Genomic DNA, 18,051 nt, shown 5'->3' with positions numbered 1-18,051 from the left:
GGTGGGCGCAGGCGGCACCCCGTCAGCGCCGGGCCGCGCGACCCACCCCCGGCCGGCACCAACGCCGGGCAACTCACAGCGCCGGCTCAGTCCTCCCCGCGCCGACGCCGCTCCCGCCGCTCCTCATGCCGGTCATGCATCAGGCTCCGATGCCCGTCCAGCATCCGCCGATGAGCGTCTTGGATGTCGTCCCGGTAGGACTCCGCCAACTCCCGCTTCGATGCCTTCCGGTCCAGCCGCCCCTGCCGCCGTTCCTCCCGCTGCCGCTGCTTCTCGGCCCGGGTCAGCTTGCGCTCGACGCCCACGCCGCCCCAGAAGGCGAACCCGGTGACGATCACACGAGGCGCCCCGGGGTCCCCGAGCACGCCCTCCTCGCCCTGGTCGAAGCCGCCCATGACGCCGATCCCGCGGACGACGACCTCGACGCCGGGCGGCACGATCACCGTCATCCCGCCCATGATCGCAATGCAGTTGATCTCGACCTCACGGTCCGCGAAGTTCGCCTCGCGCAGATCGATCTCACCGCCGCCCCAGAAGGCGAAGCAGTTGAACCGCCTGGGCACGGTCCAGCGCCCCTTGCGCTGGAAGCCGGACATCACGGCGACGGCCCACGTGGACGAGCCCTCGCCGCCGACGATCCGCCGGCCCCAACTCCCGTCCTGTTCGGGCCTCTTGAGCATGTCGACGGACGGCGGTGTCACCCCGGCGGCGGGCAGGTCACGGGTGATCGGCGTCAGTTCGCCGTACGTCCGTGCCTTGTACGTCGCGTCCAGCCGCTCCTCGAACTCCGTCATGTCGAGCCGCCCCTCGGCCAGGGCGTCCCGCAGTACCTCGGCGACTCGTTCTCGATCGGCGTCGGAAGCACGCAGTTCCGGGGCATCGTCCGTCATATCCCTCAGCCTACGAGTTCGACGGCCCGGACACTATGCGGTCGCCCGCTCCGCGTACATCCGCGCGATCACGGCCTCGATGTCCGGCTCCCGCACCGACAGATCCACCAGCGGATACTCCGCCGCGATCCGCGCCACCAGCGGCGCCGCCGACTCCGACGCCGGGAACGCGAGCCACTGGCGCGGCCCTTCCACCCGTACGACCCTGGCGGGCGGCGCCTCGATCGGCGGAAGCTCCCGCTCCAGGTCCACCACCAGGGTGCGTTCGCTCTCCCCCGCCTCATGCAGGCCGACGAGCGGGCCGTCGTACATCAGGCGCCCGTGGTCGATGACCATCACGCGGGAGCACAACTGCTCGATGTCCTGGAGGTCGTGCGTGGTCAGCAGGACCGTGGTGCCGCGCTCGGTGTTCAACTCCCGCAGGAATTCCCGGACCTTGGCCTTGGAGATGACGTCGAGGCCGATCGTCGGCTCGTCGAGGTAGAGCACCTCGGGGTCGTGGAGGAGGGCCGCCGCGATGTCGCCGCGCATCCGCTGGCCGAGCGAGAGTTGGCGTACCGGCACGTCCAACAGGGCGTCCAGTTCGAGGAGTTCGACGCAGCGGTCGAGGTTCTCGCGGTAACGGGCGTCCGGGATCCGGTACATGCGGTGCATCAGACGGTACGAGTCGATCAGCGGCAGGTCCCACCACAGCGTCGTACGCTGCCCGAACACCACCCCGATCCGGTGGGCGAGACGCGTGCGCTCACGGGACGGATCGATCCCTGCGACACGCAGCCGGCCGCCGCTCGGGGTGAGGATGCCGGTGAGCATCTTGATGGTGGTGGACTTTCCGGCACCGTTCGGACCGATGTAGCCGACCATCTCGCCGCGCGCCACGGAGAAGGTGATCGAGTCGACCGCCCGCACCTCACGGCGTTCACGCTTGAGGAAGCCGGCCTTCTTGCGGACGACGAAGACCTTCTCGACCCGGTCGAGCTCGATGAAACCCTCTGTCACTGGCCCTAACTCCCTGTACTCCGGTACGAACGAAGCCCCACTCGCCACACCACACCCGCCAGCGCACAGCACACTCCGGCGGCGAGCGGCGACAGGAACGTCACCCACGTCGGCAGGTCGAGCGGATACGGCCGCCCCAGCACGTAGGACGCGGGCAGCCAGTTGACGAAGGCGAGCGGCACCATGAACGTCACCCCGCGCACCAGGTCCTTCCCGAACAAGGTCGGGGGGTACTGCAGCAGCGTGGTGCCGCCGTACGTGAACGCGTTCTGCACCTGGGCGGCGTCCTGCGCCAGGAACTGGAAGGCCGCGCCCGCGACGAAGATCGCCCCGAAGATCACCGCGCCGCTGACCAGCATCACCGGCACCAGCAGCACCTTCGGCGCACTCCAGTCGATGTCGACGGCGAACAGCGCCCAGCCCAGCACCAACGACCCCTGGATGACCCGGCCGAACCGGCGCAGCGGGAACTGGTCCGCGGCGACCTGCGCGAGCACCGGAACGGGCCGTACCAGCAGGGTGTCGAACGACCCGTCGCGTATCCGGGCGCCCAGACCCTCCGACGAGCCGAGCAGCAGGTCGGTGATGCCGAACGCCGTCACCGACAGGCCGTACAGAAAGGCCACTTCGGGCAGCGTCCAGCCGCCGAGCGAGTCGACCTGCGAGAACATCAGCAGGATGCCGACGAAGTCAAGGCCGGACAGCAGCAGGTTGCCGAGGACCGTGACGACGAAGGAGACGCGGTAGGTCATGCCGGCCCGGATCCACATCCCGGCGATCAGCAGGTAGGCCCGCACCCCGTCCACCAGACGGCTCGTCTCACCCACCCTGCACCACCACCCTCCGCGTAGCGGCCGACTGCAACAGCCGCCCCGCCGCCAGCAGTGCCACCGCCCACGCCGCCTGGAAGGCGAACGCCCCGAGCGGGGCGGACTCCCCCATCAGCACATCCGCCGGGACCTGCAGCTGCGCGGCCCACGGCAGCGCCTGGACCACGTCGCCGAGCGCGTCAGGGAAGGCGTTCAGCGGCAGTGTCATGCCCGAGCAGAAGATGCCCGTGACCATCAGGGCCTGCATGACACCCCTGGCGTCCATGAGCCAGAACACGCTCAACGCCGCCAGATAGCGGATCCCGAAGCTGACGAGGGCCGCCAGCAACAGCGTGACCAGGAACGCCGCCCAGGTGCCGACGTCCCCCGGCAGGGCCATCGGGAAGAACAGCGCACCGAAGACGAACGGGATCACGCCCCGCCCCGCCAACTGGAACAGCATCCGCCCCAAGTCGCTCGCCAGCCACCACAGTTGGAGATCGGCCGGCCGGTACAGATCGACCGCGATCTCACCGGTGCGGATGCGTTCCATGAGCTCGTTCTCGAAGCCCCCGCCCTGGATGGCCAGCGCCGCGAACAGCGCCTGCCCCAGCCACACATAGGTCACGGCCTGCGCCTGGTCGTACCCGCCCAGATCCGGCCGCTCGTCCCACAGCGCGAGATACGTGTAGACGAGGATCAGCCCGAAGACGGTGTTGGTGAAAACCCCCGCCGCCGTGGCCACCCGATACGTCGCGTACCGTCGGAAACTCCCCGCGGCCACGGCCGCGTACAACCGCACCGAGCCCACACCCACGCCCTCCTCGCCCGCGCCCGGCACCGAAGCGCAGGAGCCTAGTGCGCCGACGACGCGGACTGCCACGTATTTTCCCGGCTCGACGCGTGCCGAGGCAGGGAACTGATCGGCGGGTGCGACAGTCTTCAACAGGGGGCACAGAAGACGTACGAGGGCGTACGGGAACGTACGACGTAAAACAGGAGTCCGTGCACAACATGAACGACCAGCCGCAGCCGCACCAGCCGGACCCTGGCAAGAAGCGCCCCGAGCGCACCGGTTGGCGCCGGCTGATCCCCACCTGGCGCATGGTGCTCGGCACCTGCATCATCGGGACGCTGCTGCTGGCCGGCCTGTTCTTCCTCGGCTACTCCCTGGTCAAGATCCCGCCCGCGAACGCGCTCGCGACCAAGCAGAGCAACATCTACCTCTACGCGGACGGCAGTCAGCTCGCCCGTGACGGCGAGGTCAACCGGGAGAACGTCACCCTCGCGCAGATCTCCAAGGCCGCCCAGCACTCCGTACTGGCCGCCGAGGACCGCGACTTCTACTCCGAGTCCGCGATCGACCCCACGGCGATGGTCCGCGCCGCCTGGAACACGGCGACCGGCAAGGGCAAGCAGTCCGGCTCGACGATCACCCAGCAGTACGTCAAGAACTACTACCTGGCCCAGGAACAGACCGTCACCCGCAAGGTGAAGGAGTTCTTCATCTCGATCAAGCTGGACCAGGAGCAGAGCAAGGACGACATCCTCCAGGGCTACCTCAACACCAGCTACTTCGGCCGCAACGCCTACGGCATCCAGGCCGCCGCCCAGGCCTACTACGGCATGGACGCCGACGACCTCGACGCCGCCCACGGCGCCTACCTCGCCGCCCTGCTGAACGCGCCCAGCGAGTACGACGTCGTCGCCCACCCCGAGAACAAGGCCGCCGCCGAGGGCCGTTGGCGGTACGTCCTCGACGGCATGGTCAAGGAGGGCTGGCTGAGCAAGGCCGACCGGGCGGGCCTGAAGTTCCCGATGCCGAAGGAACAGACCGTCTCGACCGGCATGTCCGGGCAGCGCGGCTACATCGTCGCCGCGATCAAGGACTACCTCACCCAGAACAAGGTCGTCACCGCGGAGGAACTGGACGCCGGCGGCTACCGCATCACGACCACCCTGCAGAAGACCCGGCAGAACGCCTTCGTGAAGGCCGTCGACGACCAGTTGATGTCCAAGCTCGACAAGAAGAACAACAAGGTCGACACCTACGTCCGCGCGGGCGGCGCCGCCGTCGAACCCAAGACCGGCAAGGTCGTCGCCATGTACGGCGGCATCGACTACGTGAAGCAGTACACGAACAACGCCACCCGCCGCGACTTCCAGGTCGGCTCCACCTTCAAACCGTTCGTGTTCACCTCCGCCGTCGAGAACGAGTCCGTCACCCAGGACGGCCGCCCCATCACCCCGAACACGGTCTACGACGGCACCAGCGAACGCCCCGTACAAGGCTGGAGCGGCGCCTACGCCCCCGAGAACGAGGACGACGTCAACTACGGCGACATCACCGTCCGCACCGCCACCGACAAGTCCGTCAACTCGGTGTACGCGCAGCTGGCCGTCGACGTAGGCCCCGACAAGGTCCGCCAGACCGCGGTCGACCTCGGCATCCCGGGCACCACCCCCGACCTGACCGCCACCCCGTCCATCGCCCTCGGCCCGGCCACCGCCAGCGTCCTCGACATGGCGGAGGCCTACGCGACACTCGCCAACCACGGCAAGCACGGCACGTACACGCTGATCAACAAGATCACCAAGGACGGCGCGGACGTCGTGGACCTGCCCAAGCGGTCCACCCGGCAGGTCGTCACCCGCGAGGCCGCCGACACCACGACATCGATGCTGCAGAGCGTCGTCGACAACGGCACCGCCACCGCCGCCCAGGCCGCCGGCCGCCCGGCGGCGGGCAAGACCGGCACCGCGGAGGAGGACACGGCCGCCTGGTTCGCGGGCTACACCCCCGACCTGGCGACGGTCGTCTCCGTCATGGGCCAGGACCCGGTCACGGCCGCGCACAAGCCCCTCTACGGCGCGATGGGCGAGCCCCGTATCAACGGCGGCGGCGCGCCCGCCGACATCTGGGCCCAGTTCACCAAGGACGCCCTGAAGGGCACCCCGGTCAACGACTTCGACCTCCAGCTCCAGGAGGGCGCGAACGAACCGCAAACGCCGACGGGCGAGCCGCCCGCCGACCCGGACCCGGAGGCCCCGACCGACGACGCGACCACCGGCCGCCCCACGGACGGCACCACCACCGGCGGCCAGGACACCCAGGGCCAGACCGACGGCGGCACGACCACCACGGGCGGCACGACGACCGGCGGCACGACAACCGACGGGGGCACCACCGGAGACACCACCACCGACGGCACCACGACCGACGGCGGCACGACGGGCGACACGACCACGGGCGGTACGACGGGCGACACGTCGACCGGCGGGACGACGGGTGACACGACGGGCGGCGACACGGGTGGCACGGGTGACACGACGGAGGGGACGTCGGCGGGCGGGGACCCACCGCTCTTCAGTGAATGACTCTTTCAGCGAATTAAGCAGGGGCTGGTGACGACGGGCCACCAGCCCCACAAGCCGTTGTTCTACAGGTACAGCCCCGTGGAGTCCTCGGATCCCTCGAAGCGGTCCGCGGCCACGGCATGCAGATCGCGCTCGCGCATGAGCACGTAGGCGATGCCGCGCACCTCCACCTCGGCCCGGTCCTCCGGGTCGTACAGGACCCGGTCGCCCGGCTCCACGGTCCGTACGTTCTGCCCCACCGCGACGACCTCGGCCCAGGCCAGCCGCCGCCCGACCGCCGCAGTGGCGGGAATCAGGATGCCCCCGCCCGACCGCCGCTCGCCCTCACCGGTCTCCTGCCGCACGAGTACACGGTCGTGCAGCATCCGGATGGGCAGCTTGTCGTCCTGGGTGCTGTGCTCGTTACTGTTGGCGCTCACGCCCCGAACCTACCTGCCTTCGACCCGTCCGTAAGCCGCCGGGTCAGCCCTTACGGCGTCGGCTGCCCAGGGCCAGCAGCCCCACGAGCCCGACGGCGACGAGAGCGACGGGCACGATGCGCTCGAGCCGAGGCGCACCCTTGTGATCAACGAACTGCCCCTTCACATCGCTCACGACCCGATTGACGCTCACATAGGCCCGGCCGAGGGTGCGATCGACATTGGAGACGACCTTGGCCTTGGCGTCCCCGACGATCGTCTTGGGATGCACCCGCACCCCGATCTCGTCGAGCGTCTCGGCCAGCACGTCACGGCGATGCTTGATGTCCGCCTCGATCTGCGCCGGGGTTCTGGTGTCCGAGGTGTCCGCCACCGTACGGCCTCCGAAGTCTGGTGCTGCGCTGTTCCGGACAGTCTGTCAGCTCTTACGCCGACCGCACTGTCAGGACCCCCCGTTACTCTGGCGGAATGACTGAGCGACTGCAGCCCGGGGACACCGCCCCCGCCTTCACCCTCCCCGACGCCGACGGCACCGAGGTCTCCCTGTCCGACCACAAGGGCCGCAAGGTCATCGTCTACTTCTACCCGGCCGCCCTGACCCCCGGCTGCACGAAGCAGGCCTGCGACTTCACGGACAACCTGGAACTCCTGACCGGCGCCGGCTACGACGTCATCGGCATCTCCCCCGACGCCCCCGAAAAGCTCGCCAAGTTCCGCGAGAAGGAAAACCTCAAGGTCACGCTGGTCGGGGACCCCGAGAAGACCGTCATCGAGTCCTACGGCGCCTACGGCGAGAAGAAGAACTACGGCAAGACCTATATGGGCGTCATCCGATCGACGGTGATCGTGGACGAGGAGGGCAAGGTGGAGCGGGCGCTGTACAACGTGCGGGCTACGGGGCACGTGGCCAAGATCATCAAGGATCTGGGGATCTGACCGTGCTGCCCGGCCAGTAGCATGACCGGGCAGCATCATCGGGCGGCCGTGGTGGAATTGGCAGTCACGCTGGGTTTAGGTCCCAGTGGGGTAACTCCCGTGAGGGTTCGAGTCCCTCCGGCCGCACCAGTATTCAGCCCAACAGCTCCCGAACCACCGGCACCAGCGCCCGGAACGCCTTCCCCCGATGGCTGATCGCGTTCTTCTCCTCCGCGCTCATCTCGGCGCACGTCCGTGTCTCCCCCTCCGGCTGGAGAATCGGGTCGTAGCCGAAGCCGTTCGTGCCGACCGGCGTATGCCGGAGCACGCCCCGCAGCTGCCCCTCGACCACGCGCTCCGTCCCGTCCGGCAACGCGAGCGCCGCCGCGCACGCGAAGTGGGCGCCGCGGTGTTCGTCGGGGATGTCGGAGAGCTGGGCGAGCAGGAGGTCCAGGTTGGCGCGGTCGTCGCCGTGGCGGCCGGACCAGCGGGCGGAGAAGATGCCCGGCGCTCCGTTGAGGACGTCGACGCACAGGCCGGAGTCGTCGGCGACGGCGGGCAGGCCCGTTGCCTGGGCCAGGGCGTGGGCCTTCAGCAGGGCGTTTTCGGCGAAGGTGACGCCCGTTTCCTTGACGTCGGGGATGTCGGGGTAGGCGTCCGCGCCGACGAGGTCGTGGGGCAGGCCTGCGTCGGCGAGGATCGCCTTGAGTTCGGTGATTTTTCCGGCGTTGCGGGTGGCGAGGATCAGGCGGGTCATGGCGTCCAGTATCCCGGCCCGGCCGACCGTGTCTTACGGCGTGCAGACCTTCGTCAGTTCGCCGGCCGCGTCGGTGACCGGGCTGATGTCGGGGGTCTCGTCGCCGTTCTTGACGGCGTCACGGACGTTGGTGACGGCCTGCTGGAGGTCGTCCACCGCCTTGTTGACGTCGGCGTTGTCGGTCTTGTCGCCGATCTTGTCGAGGTTCTTGTCGATGGAGTTGAGGGACTCCTCGAGCTGGGTCGGGTCGTTGGCGGCGCTCTCCACGGCCTGCTGGAGGTCGGTGACGCTGTCGGCGATGGCGTCGGCGGTCTGGACGCAGTCCAGTGCCTTGTTGACGGCGTCGCAGCCGGTGGTGAGTCCGACTGTCAGCCCGACGGCCGCGACGGCGGCGACGATGGCTATGCGCGGACGACGGCTACGGCTCACGGCCATGGTTCGTTTCCTCCCTGGCGCAGGGCTCGGAAGGCCCCCCGTTACTTGGCCGGGCGCACAGTGGCAAACCGTGCGCCCGTACCCGTAGTGACGCGAGGCCGGGCTGTGGGGTTGCCCGCGGCTGCCTGCTGTCTTGGTGCGTCCTTTACTTTTCGAGGACGGTATCAAGTGCCTTGCGCTGGAGGACAGCGAGTTCCGTGCAGCCGGAAACGGCCAGGTCGAGCAGGGCGTTGAGCTCGTCCCGGGCGAAGGGTTCGGCTTCGGCGGTGCCCTGGACCTCGACGAAGCGGCCGTCGCCGGTGCAGACGACGTTCATGTCGGTCTCGGCCTTGACGTCCTCTTCGTAGCAGAGGTCGAGGAGCGGGATGCCGCCGACGATGCCGACGGAGACCGCCGAGACCGTGCCGGTGAGGGGCTGGCGGCCGGCCTTGATCAGCTTCTTGCCCTGGGCCCAGGAGACGGCGTCGGCCAGGGCAACGTAGGCGCCGGTGATCGCTGCGGTGCGTGTGCCGCCGTCGGCCTGGAGGACGTCGCAGTCGAGGACGATGGTGTTCTCGCCGAGCGCTTTGTAGTCGATGACGGCGCGCAGTGAGCGGCCGATGAGGCGGCTGATCTCGTGCGTACGGCCGCCGATCCTGCCCTTGACGGATTCGCGGTCGCCGCGGGTGTTGGTGGAGCGGGGCAGCATGGAGTATTCGGCGGTGACCCAGCCCTCGCCGCTGCCTTTGCGCCAGCGCGGGACTCCTTCGGTGACGGAGGCGGTGCAGAAGACCTTCGTGTCGCCGAAGGAGACGAGGACGGAGCCCTCGGCGTGCTTGCTCCAGCCACGTTCGATGGTGACGGGGCGGAGCTGTTCGGGGGTGCGGCCGTCGATTCGAGACATGGCGTTGAGCCTAGCCGTAGGGCCGGCCGTCAGACTCCCGGCGTCCGCCCGGAGGGCGGGCCGAGCGGCGTCTGGTGCGTGCGATCGCAAGGCGCCGGAGCGCCCTCGTGGCGGAGCCACGTGGGCGGTTCGGCAACGCGGCGAGCGTGCGTGCCAGACGCCGCTCGGCAGGCGGGAGTCTGACGGCCGGCCCTCAATGCGGAAGGGGCTCCTCCCGCGTCGGGAAGAGCCCCTCGTCAGTGAGCGGGGGTGCGCACGCCGGTGAGCGGCGGGCTCACATCATGTCTTCGATGTCCGCCGCGATCGGGTCCGCGTCGGTGCCGATGACGACCTGGATCGCCGTGCCCATCTTGACGACGCCGTGTGCGCCGGCCGCCTTGAGGGCTGCCTCGTCCACGAGGGAGGCGTCGTGGACCTCGGTGCGCAGGCGGGTGATGCAGCCCTCGACCTCTTCGATGTTGTCGATGCCGCCCAGCCCGGCAACGATCTTCTCAGCCTTGGTGGCCATGTTGTTTCTCCCTGATCCGAACCGCTTTGTCGCAGTAACCCACAGTTGGCCCATCTTTGCGAGCGGTCATGTCGTACGTGCCGAATGATGGCGACCACGACAGCGGAACCGTCCGTCAACTGGTCTACACCACCTTACCGAGGGGCGTCCATGAGTTCCGACAGCGCCGCCGCCGCCAGCCCTGTCCGCACCCGTTGGAACAGTCTGTTCCAGGGCTTGCAGAAGATGGGCCGCAGTCTTCAGTTGCCCATCGCGGTCCTGCCGGCCGCGGGCATCCTCAACCGCCTTGGGCAGCCTGATGTGTTCGGCGAGGACGGGCTCGGCTGGGACAACGTCTCGAAGGTGATGGGCAGCGCGGGCGGCGCGCTGCTCGACGGCTCACTCGGGCTGCCCTTGTTGTTCTGCGTCGGCGTGGCCATCGGCATGGCGAAGAAGGCGGACGGTTCGACGGCGTTGGCGGCGGTGGCGGGGTTCCTCGTCTACTACAACGTGCTGCGCGCGTTCCCGGAGGACTGCCCGGACGGGACCGAGGAGATCACCAACATCGGCTGCAGCACGCCCGACGGGATGGTGAGCGCGTACGAGTACCAGAACCCGGGCGTCTTCGGCGGTATCGTCATCGGCCTGCTGACGGCCTTCTTCTGGCAGCGGTTCCACCGCACGAAGCTGGTGGACTGGCTCGGCTTCTTCAACGGGCGGCGTCTCGTCCCGATCATCATGGCGTTCGTGGCGCTCGTGTTCGCGGTGCTGTGTCTGTGGGTCTGGCCGCCGGTCGGTGACGCGTTGGAGGACTTCAGCGACTGGATGAGCGATCTGGACGCGTGGGGCGCGGGTGTGTTCGGTGTCGCCAACCGGGCGCTGCTGGTGATCGGTCTGCATCAGTTCCTGAACGTGCCCATCTGGTTCCAGTTCGGCACGTACACCAGGCCGGACGGCACGGTGGTGCACGGCGACATCAACATGTTCCTGGCGGGCGACCCGGACGCGGGCCAGTTCACCTCGGGCTTCTTCCCGATCATGATGTTCGCCCTGCCGGCCGCGGCCCTCGCCATCACGCACTGCGCCAAGCCGAGCCGCCGGAAAGAGGTCGGCGGCTTGATGCTGTCGGTGGCGCTGACCTCCTTCGTCACCGGCATCACGGAACCGATCGAGTACTCGTTCCTCTTCATCGCGCCCCTGCTGTACGCGGTCCACGCCGTGCTGACCGGTGTCTCGATGGCGGTGACCTGGGGCCTCGGGGTCCACGACGGCTTCAGCTTCTCGGCCGGCCTGATCGACTACGTGATCAACTGGAACCTCGCGACGAAACCCTGGGCGATCATCCCGATCGGTTTGTGCTTCGCGGTCGTCTATTACGTCATCTTCCGCTTCGCGATCACGAAGTTCGATTTGAAGACTCCGGGGCGGGAACCGGAGGAGGAGGTGGAGGACGTCACCAAGGTCTAGTGGGAATCGTGGGTTCCTTATGCGCCCTTCACCGTGCTACAACAGGTCTACACCACTGAGTGGTGTAGACCACGTGGTATTCCGCGTGGCATAGAGACGCCGCCGTCCCCCTTCCCATGTACCTGGGCGGCGCCATGCCCCAATGGAGGAACTTGTGACCACGGACAGCGCCGCTCCCGCGGCCGACAAGAAGAAGGGGAAGGGCGCCGGCGTGATGGCTGTCATGCAGCGCATCGGCCGCAGCCTGATGCTGCCGGTGGCGGTCCTGCCCGCAGCCGCTCTCCTGGTCCGCTTCGGCAACGCCGACATGCTCGGCGACCCGGAATACCCGGCCTTCCTGACGAAGATCGCGGGCTTCATGAGCGCCGGCGGCAACGCCATCCTCGACAACATGGCCCTGCTCTTCGCGGTGGGCATCGCGATCGGCTTCGCGAAGAAGTCGGACGGCTCGACCGCGCTCGCGGCCGTCGTCGGCTACCTGGTCTTCAAGAACGTGCTGGGCACGTTCACCGACGGCAGCCTGCCGAAGAAGGAAGCCATAGTCGACGGCAAGATCGTCATGGTCGAGCAGGCGGTGGACGCCAAGGTCCTCGGCGGCGTGGTCATGGGCATCGTCGTCGCCCTCCTCTACCAGCGCTTCTACCGCACCAAGCTGCCCGACTGGGCGGGCTTCTTCGGCGGCCGCCGGCTGGTCCCGATCCTGTCGGCCTTCGCGGGCCTGATCATCGGCATCATCTTCGGCTACATCTGGCCCGTCCTCGGCACCGGTCTGCACAACTTCGGTGAGTGGCTGGTCGGTTCGGGCGCGGTCGGCGCCGGCATCTTCGGTGTCGCCAACCGGGCGCTGATCCCGATCGGCATGCACCACCTGCTGAACTCGTTCCCGTGGTTCCAGGCGGGTGAGTACGAAGGCAAGAGCGGTGACATCGCCCGCTTCCTGGCCGGTGACCCGAGCGCCGGACAGTTCATGACCGGCTTCTTCCCGATCATGATGTTCGCGCTGCCCGCCGCCTGCCTGGCGATCGTGCACTGTGCCCGCCCCGAGCGGCGCAAGGTCGTCGGCGGCATGATGTTCTCCCTCGCTCTGACGTCCTTCGTCACCGGCGTGACGGAGCCCATCGAGTTCACGTTCATGTTCATCGCGCCGGTCCTGTACGCGATCCACGCGCTGCTCACCGGTGTCTCGATGGCCCTGACCTGGGCACTCGGCATGAAGGACGGCTTCGGCTTCTCGGCCGGCGTGGTCGACTTCGGCCTGAACCTGGGCATCGCGACCAACCCGTGGGGCCTCGCCCTGGTGGGTCTGTGCTTCGCGGCGGTCTACTACGTCGTCTTCCGCTTCGCGATCACCAAGTTCAACCTGCCGACGCCGGGCCGCGAGTCCGACGAGGAACTGGCGGAACTGCAGAAGGCGGAGGCCAAGTAAGCCCCTCCAGCCCCATGAGAAGGCTCCCGGAGCATCGCGCTCCGGGAGCCTTCTCATGTATCGAAACTCAGATCTCGTACGACACCCTCGGCGCCGCCAGTTCCACCGGTCCGTCGTACACCGCGCGGGCGTCGGCCAGGTTGATCCGGGGGTCGGTCCACGGGGGGATGTGGGTGAGGACGAGGCGGCGGGCGCCTGCCTGGGCCGCCGTCTCACCCGCCTCGCGGCCGTTGAGGTGCAGGTCGGGGATGTTCTCCTTGCCGTGCGTGAACGCGGCCTCGCACAGGAACAGGTCGGTGTCGCGGGCGAGTTCGTCGAGCGTCGGGGTGACGCCCGTGTCGCCGGAGTACGTCAGGGACTTCCCGTCGTGCTCGACGCGGATGCCGTACGCCTCCACCGGATGGGCCACGCGTTCCGTGTGCACCGTGAACGGGCCGATCTCGAAGGTGGACGGCTTGACCGTGTGGAAGTCGAAGACCTCGCTCATCGAGGAGGCCGAGGGGGTGTCCGCGTAGGCGGTGGTCAGCCGGTGTTCCGTGCCCTCGGGTCCGTAGACGGGGAGCGGGTCGCAGCGGCCGCCGTCGTGGCGGTAGTAGCGCGCGACGAAGTACGCGCACATGTCGATGCAGTGGTCGGCGTGCAGATGGCTGAGGAAGATCGCGTCAAGGTCGTAGAGACCGCAGTGGCGCTGCAGCTCGCCCAGGGCACCGTTGCCCAGGTCGAGAAGCAGCCGGAAGCCGTCGGCCTCGACGAGGTAGCTCGAGCAGGCCGATTCCGCGGACGGGAACGACCCCGAGCAGCCGACGACGGTGAGCTTCATGAAGCAGAAACCTCCGCTGGCGGGAATTGACAATGGGGTTGCGTCGGGGGTCGTGCGGTCCGTCGAGCGTAAGGCGCAAAACCTCCGGTCGCTCCTCCGCCAAGGGCTGTTGTGGGCGAACTCACCTGTGGTGTCACCGGTTCGGCTCGAAGTGGGGAGCGTGTGCCGGGTGAGAAGGGCGCGCGGCGGTGGGTGCGCGCCGGTACCGTCTGTCGTATGGATACGTCCTGGTGGCTCGCGCTCGCGGCGGTGGTACTGCTCGCGCTGGTCGCCGCGCTCGTCGACGGCTGGGGGCGGCGTGGGCCGCGGGGGCGCAGGACGCGGCCGCCGGGGCGGCCGGGCGGGCGGGTGGTGGCGCGGCCGCAGCCTGCGGAGATCTGGTGGGCGAGCGTGCCGTTCGAGGACGGGCCGGGGGGTAAGGACCGGCCGTGTCTGGTGCTCTCGGTGCGGGGGCGGCGGGCGACCGTCGCGAAGATCACCAGCAAGTATCACGACGAGCGGGCCGGGGTGATTCCCTTGCCGCCGGGGGCCGTCGGCGATGCGCAGGGGCGCGCGAGCTTTTTGGAGACGGACGAGTTGCGTGACGTGCCGATGGGGGATTTCCGGCGACGGGTGGGGGTGGTGGACCCGGTCCTGTGGGACCAGGTCCGTCACCTGGCGACGTGAGCGAGCCCTACGCCCAGAGTTGGCCCTGCACCGTCTCGATCGCTTCCTCCGTCGTCGTCGCCGTGTAGACGCCCGTCGACAGGTACTTCCAGCCGCCGTCGGCCACGATGAACACGATGTCCGCGCTCTCGCCCGCCTTGACCGCCTTGTTGCCGACGCCGATCGCGGCGTGGAGAGCGGCGCCGGTGGAGACGCCGGCGAAGATGCCCTCCTGCTGGAGGAGTTCGCGGGTGCGGGTGACGGCGTCGGCGGAGCCGACGGAGAAGCGGGTGGTGAGGACGGAGGCGTCGTAGAGCTCGGGTACGAAGCCCTCGTCGAGGTTGCGCAGGCCGTAGACGAGGTCGTCGTAGCGCGGTTCGGCGGCGACGATCTTGATGTCCGGCTTGTTCTCGCGGAGGTAGCGGCCGACGCCCATGAGAGTGCCGGTGGTGCCGAGGCCGGCGACGAAGTGGGTGATGGAGGGGAGATCCGTGAGGATCTCGGGCCCGGTCGTCGCGTAGTGCGCGCCCGCGTTGTCGGGGTTGCCGTACTGGTAGAGCATCACCCAGTCGGGGTGCTCGGCCGAGAGTTCCTTGGCTACGCGTACGGCGGTGTTGGAGCCGCCCGCGGCGGGGGACGAGATGATCTCGGCGCCCCACATGCCGAGCAGGTCCCGGCGTTCCTGCGAGGTGTTCTCCGGCATGACGCACACCATGCGGTAGCCCTTGAGCTTGGCGGCCATGGCGAGGGAGATGCCGGTGTTGCCGGAGGTGGGTTCGAGGATGGTGCAGCCCGGGGTGAGGCGGCCGTCCTTCTCCGCCTGCTCGATCATGTGCAGGGCGGGACGGTCCTTTACGGAGCCGGTGGGGTTGCGGTCCTCCAGCTTGGCCCAGATCCGGACGTCGGCTGACGGCGACAGCCGCGGCAGGCGCACCAACGGGGTGTTGCCCACCGCGGCCAGCGGGGTGTCGTAGCGCATCAGACCATGCCGCCGGCCACGGCCGGCAGGATCGTGACGCTGTCGCCGTCGGTGAGCTTGGTGTTGATGCCGTCGAGGAAGCGGACGTCCTCGTCGTTGAGGTAGACGTTGACGAAGCGGCGCAGCTGGTCGCCGTCGACGATGCGCGCCTGGATGCCGTTGTGCCGGGTCTCGAGGTCGGCGAACAGCGCGGCGAGGGTGTCACCGCTGCCCTCCACCGCCTTCTGACCGTCGGTGTACTGGCGGAGGATGGTCGGGATGCGGACCTCGATGGCCATGGCTCAGGGCTCCTGTCGGGAGAAAGTCTGTCGTCGGACGCGCGGCAGCGCAGATACGGCAAGGTGTGGTGCGTGTGTGCGGCGCCGCGGCTCACGGCCGTACGGCGGCAGGGGTCGGCGTCAACAGATGGCGCTGGCGAGCCTGCACAGGTCGACGTGCAGCCGCGCCACGAGCAGCGTGCCCGGCGTCTTTTCGCTCACGTCGTGGAAAACCATGGGGTCATCGTATCGATTCCCGGTCCGCTTCCTGGAATGTGATCTCACCTTCCGGACACATTTCATCCGCAGTACGAGATCGGTACGAGATCAGTACGCCTCCACCACCCTGACCTCCTCTTCCGTCACCTCGCCCTCGACGATCCGGAACGAGCGGAACTGGAACGGGCCGAGGTCGTCCGTGTCCGCCGTCGACACGAGGACGTAGTGCGCGCCGGGCTCATTGGCGTACGAGATGTCCGTGCGGGAGGGGTGGGCCTCGGTCGCCGTGTGGGAGTGGTAGATGACCACCGGCTCCTCGTCGCGGTCGTCCATCTCGCGGTAGAGCTTGAGCAGGTCGCCGGAGTCGAACTCGTAGAACGTGGGCGACATGGCCGCGTTCAGCATGGAGATGAAGCGCTCGGGGCGGTCCGAGCCCGCCGGGCCCGCGATCACGCCGCACGCCTCGTCGGGATGGTCCTTGCGCGCGTGGGCGACGATCCGGTCGACGAGGTCCTGGGTGATGGTCAGCATGTCCAGCAGGATAAGCAGAAGGGCCACCCCGTACCGAGGGATGGTACGGGGTGGCCCACATTCCGGACTCACCCGAGCGGCAACGCCCCTGAAAGGGGCGCGGGGAACTGCGCGACCAGCCACAACAGACCCGCAGCCGGCAGACAGCCTCAACCCGCCGAGTTCTCAGCCGACCTTCTCCAGGTCCGGCTCACGGCGCTGCGCGACCTCCGGGTTCCGCGACTTCAGTACGGCCCAGCCGACACCCAGCGCGGCGGCCCAGCCGGCCATGACGTACAGGCAGACGCGGGAGTCGGCGTCGTACGCGATCAGGCCGGTGACGAAGAGCAGGAACGCGATGGCCACGTAGGAGAACACCGCGCCGCCCGGGGCCGGGAAGGAGGATGCGGGCAGACGGCCCGCGACCACCGCGCGGCGGTACAGGACGTGGCTGATCAGGATCATCAGCCAGGTCCAGATGCCGGCCGCGGTCGCCACCGAGGTGACGTAGCCGAAGGCCTTCTCCGGGACGACGTAGTTGAGGATCACGCCGATGCCCATGAAGAGCACGGAGATGAGGATGCCGAAGGCGGGGGTCTTGGTCGACGACAGCTTGCTGAAGACCTTGGGTGCCTCACCGCTGTCGGCGAGGTTCCGCAGCATGCGGCCCGTGGAGTACATGCCGGAGTTGCAGGACGACAGGGCGGCGGTCAGGACGACGAAGTTGACGATGCCGGCGGCGGCCGGGATGCCGATCACCGCGAAGGCCTTCACGAAGGGGCTGACGCCCTCCGCGAACTCGGTCCACTTGACCACGCACAGGATGACGGTGAGCGCGCCGACGTAGAACAGCGCGATACGCCAGGGCAGGGTGTTGATCGCCTTGGGGAGGGTCTTCTCCGGGTCCTCGGACTCGCCGGCCGTGACACCGACCAGTTCGACCGCGAGGTAGGCGAACATGACGCCCTGCAGGGTCATCAGGGACGAGCCGACGCCCTTGGGGAAGAAGCCGTCGAAGGCCCAGAGGTTGGAGACCGCGGCGGTGTCGCCGGCGGCGCTGAAACCGAAGGTGAGCACGCCGAGACCGATCACGATCATGCCGATCAGCGCGGTCACCTTGACCATCGAGAACCAGAACTCGATCTCACCGAACAGCTTGACCGAGATCAGGTTGGCCGCGAACAGGACGATCAGGAAGACCAGCGCCGTGACCCATTGCGGGATCGACGGAAACCAGTAGTTCACGTAGATCGCGGCGGCCGTCAGCTCGGCCATGCCGGTGACGACCCACATCAGCCAGTACGTCCAGCCGGTGAAGTAGCCGAAGAACGGGCCGAGGAATTCGCGGGAGTACTCCGCGAAGGAGCCCGAGACCGGGCGGTAGAGCAGGAGCTCGCCGAGCGCCCGCATGATGAAGAAGATGATGACGCCGGCGATGGCGTACATGAGGATGAGGCTGGGGCCGGCCTTGGCGATGTTCGCCCCGGCTCCCAGGAACAGGCCGACGCCGATGGCGCCGCCGATCGCGATCATCTGGACCTGGCGACTGCCGAGCCCGCGCTCGTACCCCTCTTCCGGGGTCTCGGTGCTGACCTGGGCGGAGGTCATGTGTGGTGCGCCTTTCTCCATGCCGACCCGGGCCTTCGTCGGCCTCGGATCGGGTCTCGATCCCCCCGGACTGCTGGAGCGTTGTGCCTGACCGGCGGTCTGCCGGTCGGTGGCGCACCCGGCGGAACAATGGATGGCGTTCACCGGG

General features: G+C 68.4%; 21 protein-coding genes and 1 tRNA gene. 6 read left to right on the top strand and 16 right to left on the bottom strand.

The features are described 5' to 3' along the window. Positions 1 to 86: 86 nt before the first annotated feature. From OG828_RS30605 to OG828_RS30590, 4 genes are read right to left on the bottom strand one after another with little or no spacing between them, the layout of a single operon-like run. Positions 87 to 890, bottom strand: a complete 804-nt coding sequence (locus OG828_RS30605) for a DUF1707 SHOCT-like domain-containing protein (protein ID WP_328502929.1) — start codon at positions 888 to 890, stop codon at positions 87 to 89. 33 nt (positions 891 to 923) lie between these two features. Next, on the bottom strand, positions 924 to 1,889 hold the full coding sequence (locus OG828_RS30600; RefSeq protein ID WP_328502928.1) for an ABC transporter ATP-binding protein: 966 nt from the start codon (positions 1,887 to 1,889) through the stop codon (positions 924 to 926). Positions 1,890 to 1,894: 5 nt separating this feature from the next. Next, positions 1,895 to 2,716 carry an ABC transporter permease gene (locus tag OG828_RS30595; protein WP_328502927.1) on the bottom strand — a complete coding sequence of 274 codons (822 nt, stop codon included), beginning with the start codon at positions 2,714 to 2,716 and terminating at the stop codon, positions 1,895 to 1,897. Then, the gene (locus OG828_RS30590; RefSeq protein ID WP_328504964.1) at positions 2,709 to 3,509 is read right to left on the bottom strand and encodes an ABC transporter permease; all 801 of its coding nucleotides are present in this window, start codon (positions 3,507 to 3,509) and stop codon (positions 2,709 to 2,711) included. Before OG828_RS30590 ends, OG828_RS30595 begins: the two co-directional genes overlap by 8 nt. A 203-nt stretch (positions 3,510 to 3,712) precedes the next feature. Between OG828_RS30590 and OG828_RS30585 the strand changes: the two genes are divergently transcribed. Next, complete coding sequence (locus OG828_RS30585; RefSeq protein ID WP_328502926.1) at positions 3,713 to 6,076, top strand: transglycosylase domain-containing protein; 2,364 nt, start codon at positions 3,713 to 3,715, stop codon at positions 6,074 to 6,076. Positions 6,077 to 6,138: 62 nt separating this feature from the next. Here OG828_RS30585 and OG828_RS30580 read toward each other — a convergent pair whose 3' ends face one another. Both OG828_RS30580 and OG828_RS30575 read right to left on the bottom strand, forming a co-directional pair. Continuing rightward, positions 6,139 to 6,495 carry a GroES family chaperonin gene (locus OG828_RS30580; RefSeq protein ID WP_328363797.1) on the bottom strand — a complete coding sequence of 119 codons (357 nt, stop codon included), beginning with the start codon at positions 6,493 to 6,495 and terminating at the stop codon, positions 6,139 to 6,141. 43 nt (positions 6,496 to 6,538) lie between these two features. Continuing rightward, positions 6,539 to 6,868: a DUF3618 domain-containing protein gene (locus OG828_RS30575; protein WP_328440368.1), complete on the bottom strand. Its 330-nt coding sequence runs from the start codon at positions 6,866 to 6,868 to the stop codon at positions 6,539 to 6,541. Positions 6,869 to 6,963: 95 nt separating this feature from the next. On the opposite strand from OG828_RS30575, the gene bcp reads away from it, so the two are divergent. Together bcp and OG828_RS30565 are read left to right on the top strand one after the other, a co-directional pair. Next, a complete protein-coding gene (gene bcp / locus OG828_RS30570) occupies positions 6,964 to 7,431 on the top strand; it encodes a thioredoxin-dependent thiol peroxidase (RefSeq protein WP_328440367.1) in 468 nt (155 codons plus the stop codon). Between the two features lie 42 nt (positions 7,432 to 7,473). Beyond that, positions 7,474 to 7,560: transfer RNA gene (locus OG828_RS30565), tRNA-Leu, on the top strand. Positions 7,561 to 7,564: 4 nt separating this feature from the next. Here OG828_RS30565 and rdgB read toward each other — a convergent pair. The 4 genes from rdgB to OG828_RS30545 all read right to left on the bottom strand — a co-directional run bounded on the left by rdgB (position 7,565) and on the right by OG828_RS30545 (position 9,993). Then, positions 7,565 to 8,167, bottom strand: a complete 603-nt coding sequence (gene rdgB, locus OG828_RS30560) for an RdgB/HAM1 family non-canonical purine NTP pyrophosphatase (RefSeq protein ID WP_328502925.1) — start codon at positions 8,165 to 8,167, stop codon at positions 7,565 to 7,567. 33 nt (positions 8,168 to 8,200) lie between these two features. Then, the gene (locus OG828_RS30555) at positions 8,201 to 8,602 is read right to left on the bottom strand and encodes a hypothetical protein (RefSeq protein WP_328363785.1); all 402 of its coding nucleotides are present in this window, start codon (positions 8,600 to 8,602) and stop codon (positions 8,201 to 8,203) included. Positions 8,603 to 8,747: 145 nt separating this feature from the next. Then, on the bottom strand, positions 8,748 to 9,485 hold the full coding sequence (gene rph, locus OG828_RS30550; protein ID WP_328363783.1) for a ribonuclease PH: 738 nt from the start codon (positions 9,483 to 9,485) through the stop codon (positions 8,748 to 8,750). 274 nt (positions 9,486 to 9,759) lie between these two features. After that, positions 9,760 to 9,993 carry a glucose PTS transporter subunit EIIB gene (locus OG828_RS30545; protein WP_210581781.1) on the bottom strand — a complete coding sequence of 78 codons (234 nt, stop codon included), beginning with the start codon at positions 9,991 to 9,993 and terminating at the stop codon, positions 9,760 to 9,762. A 150-nt stretch (positions 9,994 to 10,143) separates the two neighbouring features. On the opposite strand from OG828_RS30545, the gene OG828_RS30540 reads away from it, so the two are divergent. Together OG828_RS30540 and OG828_RS30535 are read left to right on the top strand one after the other, a co-directional pair. Beyond that, entirely contained in the window at positions 10,144 to 11,439 is a 1,296-nt protein-coding gene (locus tag OG828_RS30540; protein ID WP_328502924.1) for a PTS transporter subunit EIIC, read from the top strand. A 154-nt stretch (positions 11,440 to 11,593) separates the two neighbouring features. Beyond that, complete coding sequence (locus tag OG828_RS30535; RefSeq protein WP_328440364.1) at positions 11,594 to 12,865, top strand: PTS transporter subunit EIIC; 1,272 nt, start codon at positions 11,594 to 11,596, stop codon at positions 12,863 to 12,865. Between the two features lie 67 nt (positions 12,866 to 12,932). On the opposite strand, the gene OG828_RS30530 is transcribed toward OG828_RS30535, so the two are convergent. Then, the gene (locus tag OG828_RS30530) at positions 12,933 to 13,685 is read right to left on the bottom strand and encodes an MBL fold metallo-hydrolase (RefSeq protein WP_328502923.1); all 753 of its coding nucleotides are present in this window, start codon (positions 13,683 to 13,685) and stop codon (positions 12,933 to 12,935) included. A gap of 216 nt (positions 13,686 to 13,901) precedes the next feature. Here OG828_RS30530 and OG828_RS30525 point away from each other — a divergent pair, with 216 nt between their 5' ends. Further along, positions 13,902 to 14,351, top strand: coding sequence for a type II toxin-antitoxin system PemK/MazF family toxin (locus OG828_RS30525; RefSeq protein ID WP_210581773.1), 450 nt, complete (start codon positions 13,902 to 13,904; stop codon positions 14,349 to 14,351). A gap of 7 nt (positions 14,352 to 14,358) precedes the next feature. Here OG828_RS30525 and OG828_RS30520 read toward each other — a convergent pair whose 3' ends face one another. From OG828_RS30520 to OG828_RS30500, 5 genes are all read right to left on the bottom strand, one after another. Then, positions 14,359 to 15,309 (bottom strand): PLP-dependent cysteine synthase family protein, encoded by a 951-nt coding sequence (locus tag OG828_RS30520; protein WP_328363769.1) that lies wholly within the window; start codon positions 15,307 to 15,309, stop codon positions 14,359 to 14,361. Continuing rightward, positions 15,309 to 15,587 carry a MoaD/ThiS family protein gene (locus OG828_RS30515; protein WP_328363766.1) on the bottom strand — a complete coding sequence of 93 codons (279 nt, stop codon included), beginning with the start codon at positions 15,585 to 15,587 and terminating at the stop codon, positions 15,309 to 15,311. The genes OG828_RS30520 and OG828_RS30515 overlap by 1 nt, the downstream gene beginning before the upstream one ends. A 120-nt stretch (positions 15,588 to 15,707) precedes the next feature. Next, positions 15,708 to 15,803 (bottom strand): putative leader peptide, encoded by a 96-nt coding sequence (locus OG828_RS30510; protein WP_328363763.1) that lies wholly within the window; start codon positions 15,801 to 15,803, stop codon positions 15,708 to 15,710. A 90-nt stretch (positions 15,804 to 15,893) separates the two neighbouring features. After that, complete coding sequence (locus tag OG828_RS30505; RefSeq protein WP_328502922.1) at positions 15,894 to 16,316, bottom strand: M67 family metallopeptidase; 423 nt, start codon at positions 16,314 to 16,316, stop codon at positions 15,894 to 15,896. A gap of 165 nt (positions 16,317 to 16,481) precedes the next feature. Beyond that, positions 16,482 to 17,903, bottom strand: coding sequence for an amino acid permease (locus OG828_RS30500; RefSeq protein ID WP_328363757.1), 1,422 nt, complete (start codon positions 17,901 to 17,903; stop codon positions 16,482 to 16,484). Positions 17,904 to 18,051: the final 148 nt, after the last annotated feature.

The sequence above is a fragment of the Streptomyces sp. NBC_00457 genome (genome assembly GCF_036014015.1).
GTDB lineage: Bacteria > Actinomycetota > Actinomycetes > Streptomycetales > Streptomycetaceae > Streptomyces.
Note: the sequence above shows the minus strand (reverse complement) of the source record. Positions and strands in the feature narration are given on the sequence as shown.

What these genes read in the sequence shown, in the direction of transcription:
- OG828_RS30605 (WP_328502929.1), bottom strand. Translation starts at nt 890, where the DNA reads ATGACGGACGATGCCCCGGAACTGCGTGCTTCCGACGCCGATCGAGAA.
- rph (WP_328363783.1), bottom strand. Translation starts at nt 9,485, where the DNA reads ATGTCTCGAATCGACGGCCGCACCCCCGAACAGCTCCGCCCCGTCACC.
- OG828_RS30585 (WP_328502926.1), top strand. Translation starts at nt 3,713, where the DNA reads ATGAACGACCAGCCGCAGCCGCACCAGCCGGACCCTGGCAAGAAGCGC.
- rdgB (WP_328502925.1), bottom strand. Translation starts at nt 8,167, where the DNA reads ATGACCCGCCTGATCCTCGCCACCCGCAACGCCGGAAAAATCACCGAA.
- OG828_RS30525 (WP_210581773.1), top strand. Translation starts at nt 13,902, where the DNA reads ATGGATACGTCCTGGTGGCTCGCGCTCGCGGCGGTGGTACTGCTCGCG.
- OG828_RS30515 (WP_328363766.1), bottom strand. Translation starts at nt 15,587, where the DNA reads ATGGCCATCGAGGTCCGCATCCCGACCATCCTCCGCCAGTACACCGAC.
- OG828_RS30510 (WP_328363763.1), bottom strand. Translation starts at nt 15,803, where the DNA reads ATGGTTTTCCACGACGTGAGCGAAAAGACGCCGGGCACGCTGCTCGTG.
- OG828_RS30505 (WP_328502922.1), bottom strand. Translation starts at nt 16,316, where the DNA reads ATGCTGACCATCACCCAGGACCTCGTCGACCGGATCGTCGCCCACGCG.
- OG828_RS30540 (WP_328502924.1), top strand. Translation starts at nt 10,144, where the DNA reads ATGAGTTCCGACAGCGCCGCCGCCGCCAGCCCTGTCCGCACCCGTTGG.
- OG828_RS30500 (WP_328363757.1), bottom strand. Translation starts at nt 17,903, where the DNA reads ATGACCTCCGCCCAGGTCAGCACCGAGACCCCGGAAGAGGGGTACGAG.
- OG828_RS30545 (WP_210581781.1), bottom strand. Translation starts at nt 9,993, where the DNA reads ATGGCCACCAAGGCTGAGAAGATCGTTGCCGGGCTGGGCGGCATCGAC.
- bcp (WP_328440367.1), top strand. Translation starts at nt 6,964, where the DNA reads ATGACTGAGCGACTGCAGCCCGGGGACACCGCCCCCGCCTTCACCCTC.
- OG828_RS30530 (WP_328502923.1), bottom strand. Translation starts at nt 13,685, where the DNA reads ATGAAGCTCACCGTCGTCGGCTGCTCGGGGTCGTTCCCGTCCGCGGAA.
- OG828_RS30555 (WP_328363785.1), bottom strand. Translation starts at nt 8,602, where the DNA reads ATGGCCGTGAGCCGTAGCCGTCGTCCGCGCATAGCCATCGTCGCCGCC.
- OG828_RS30520 (WP_328363769.1), bottom strand. Translation starts at nt 15,309, where the DNA reads ATGCGCTACGACACCCCGCTGGCCGCGGTGGGCAACACCCCGTTGGTG.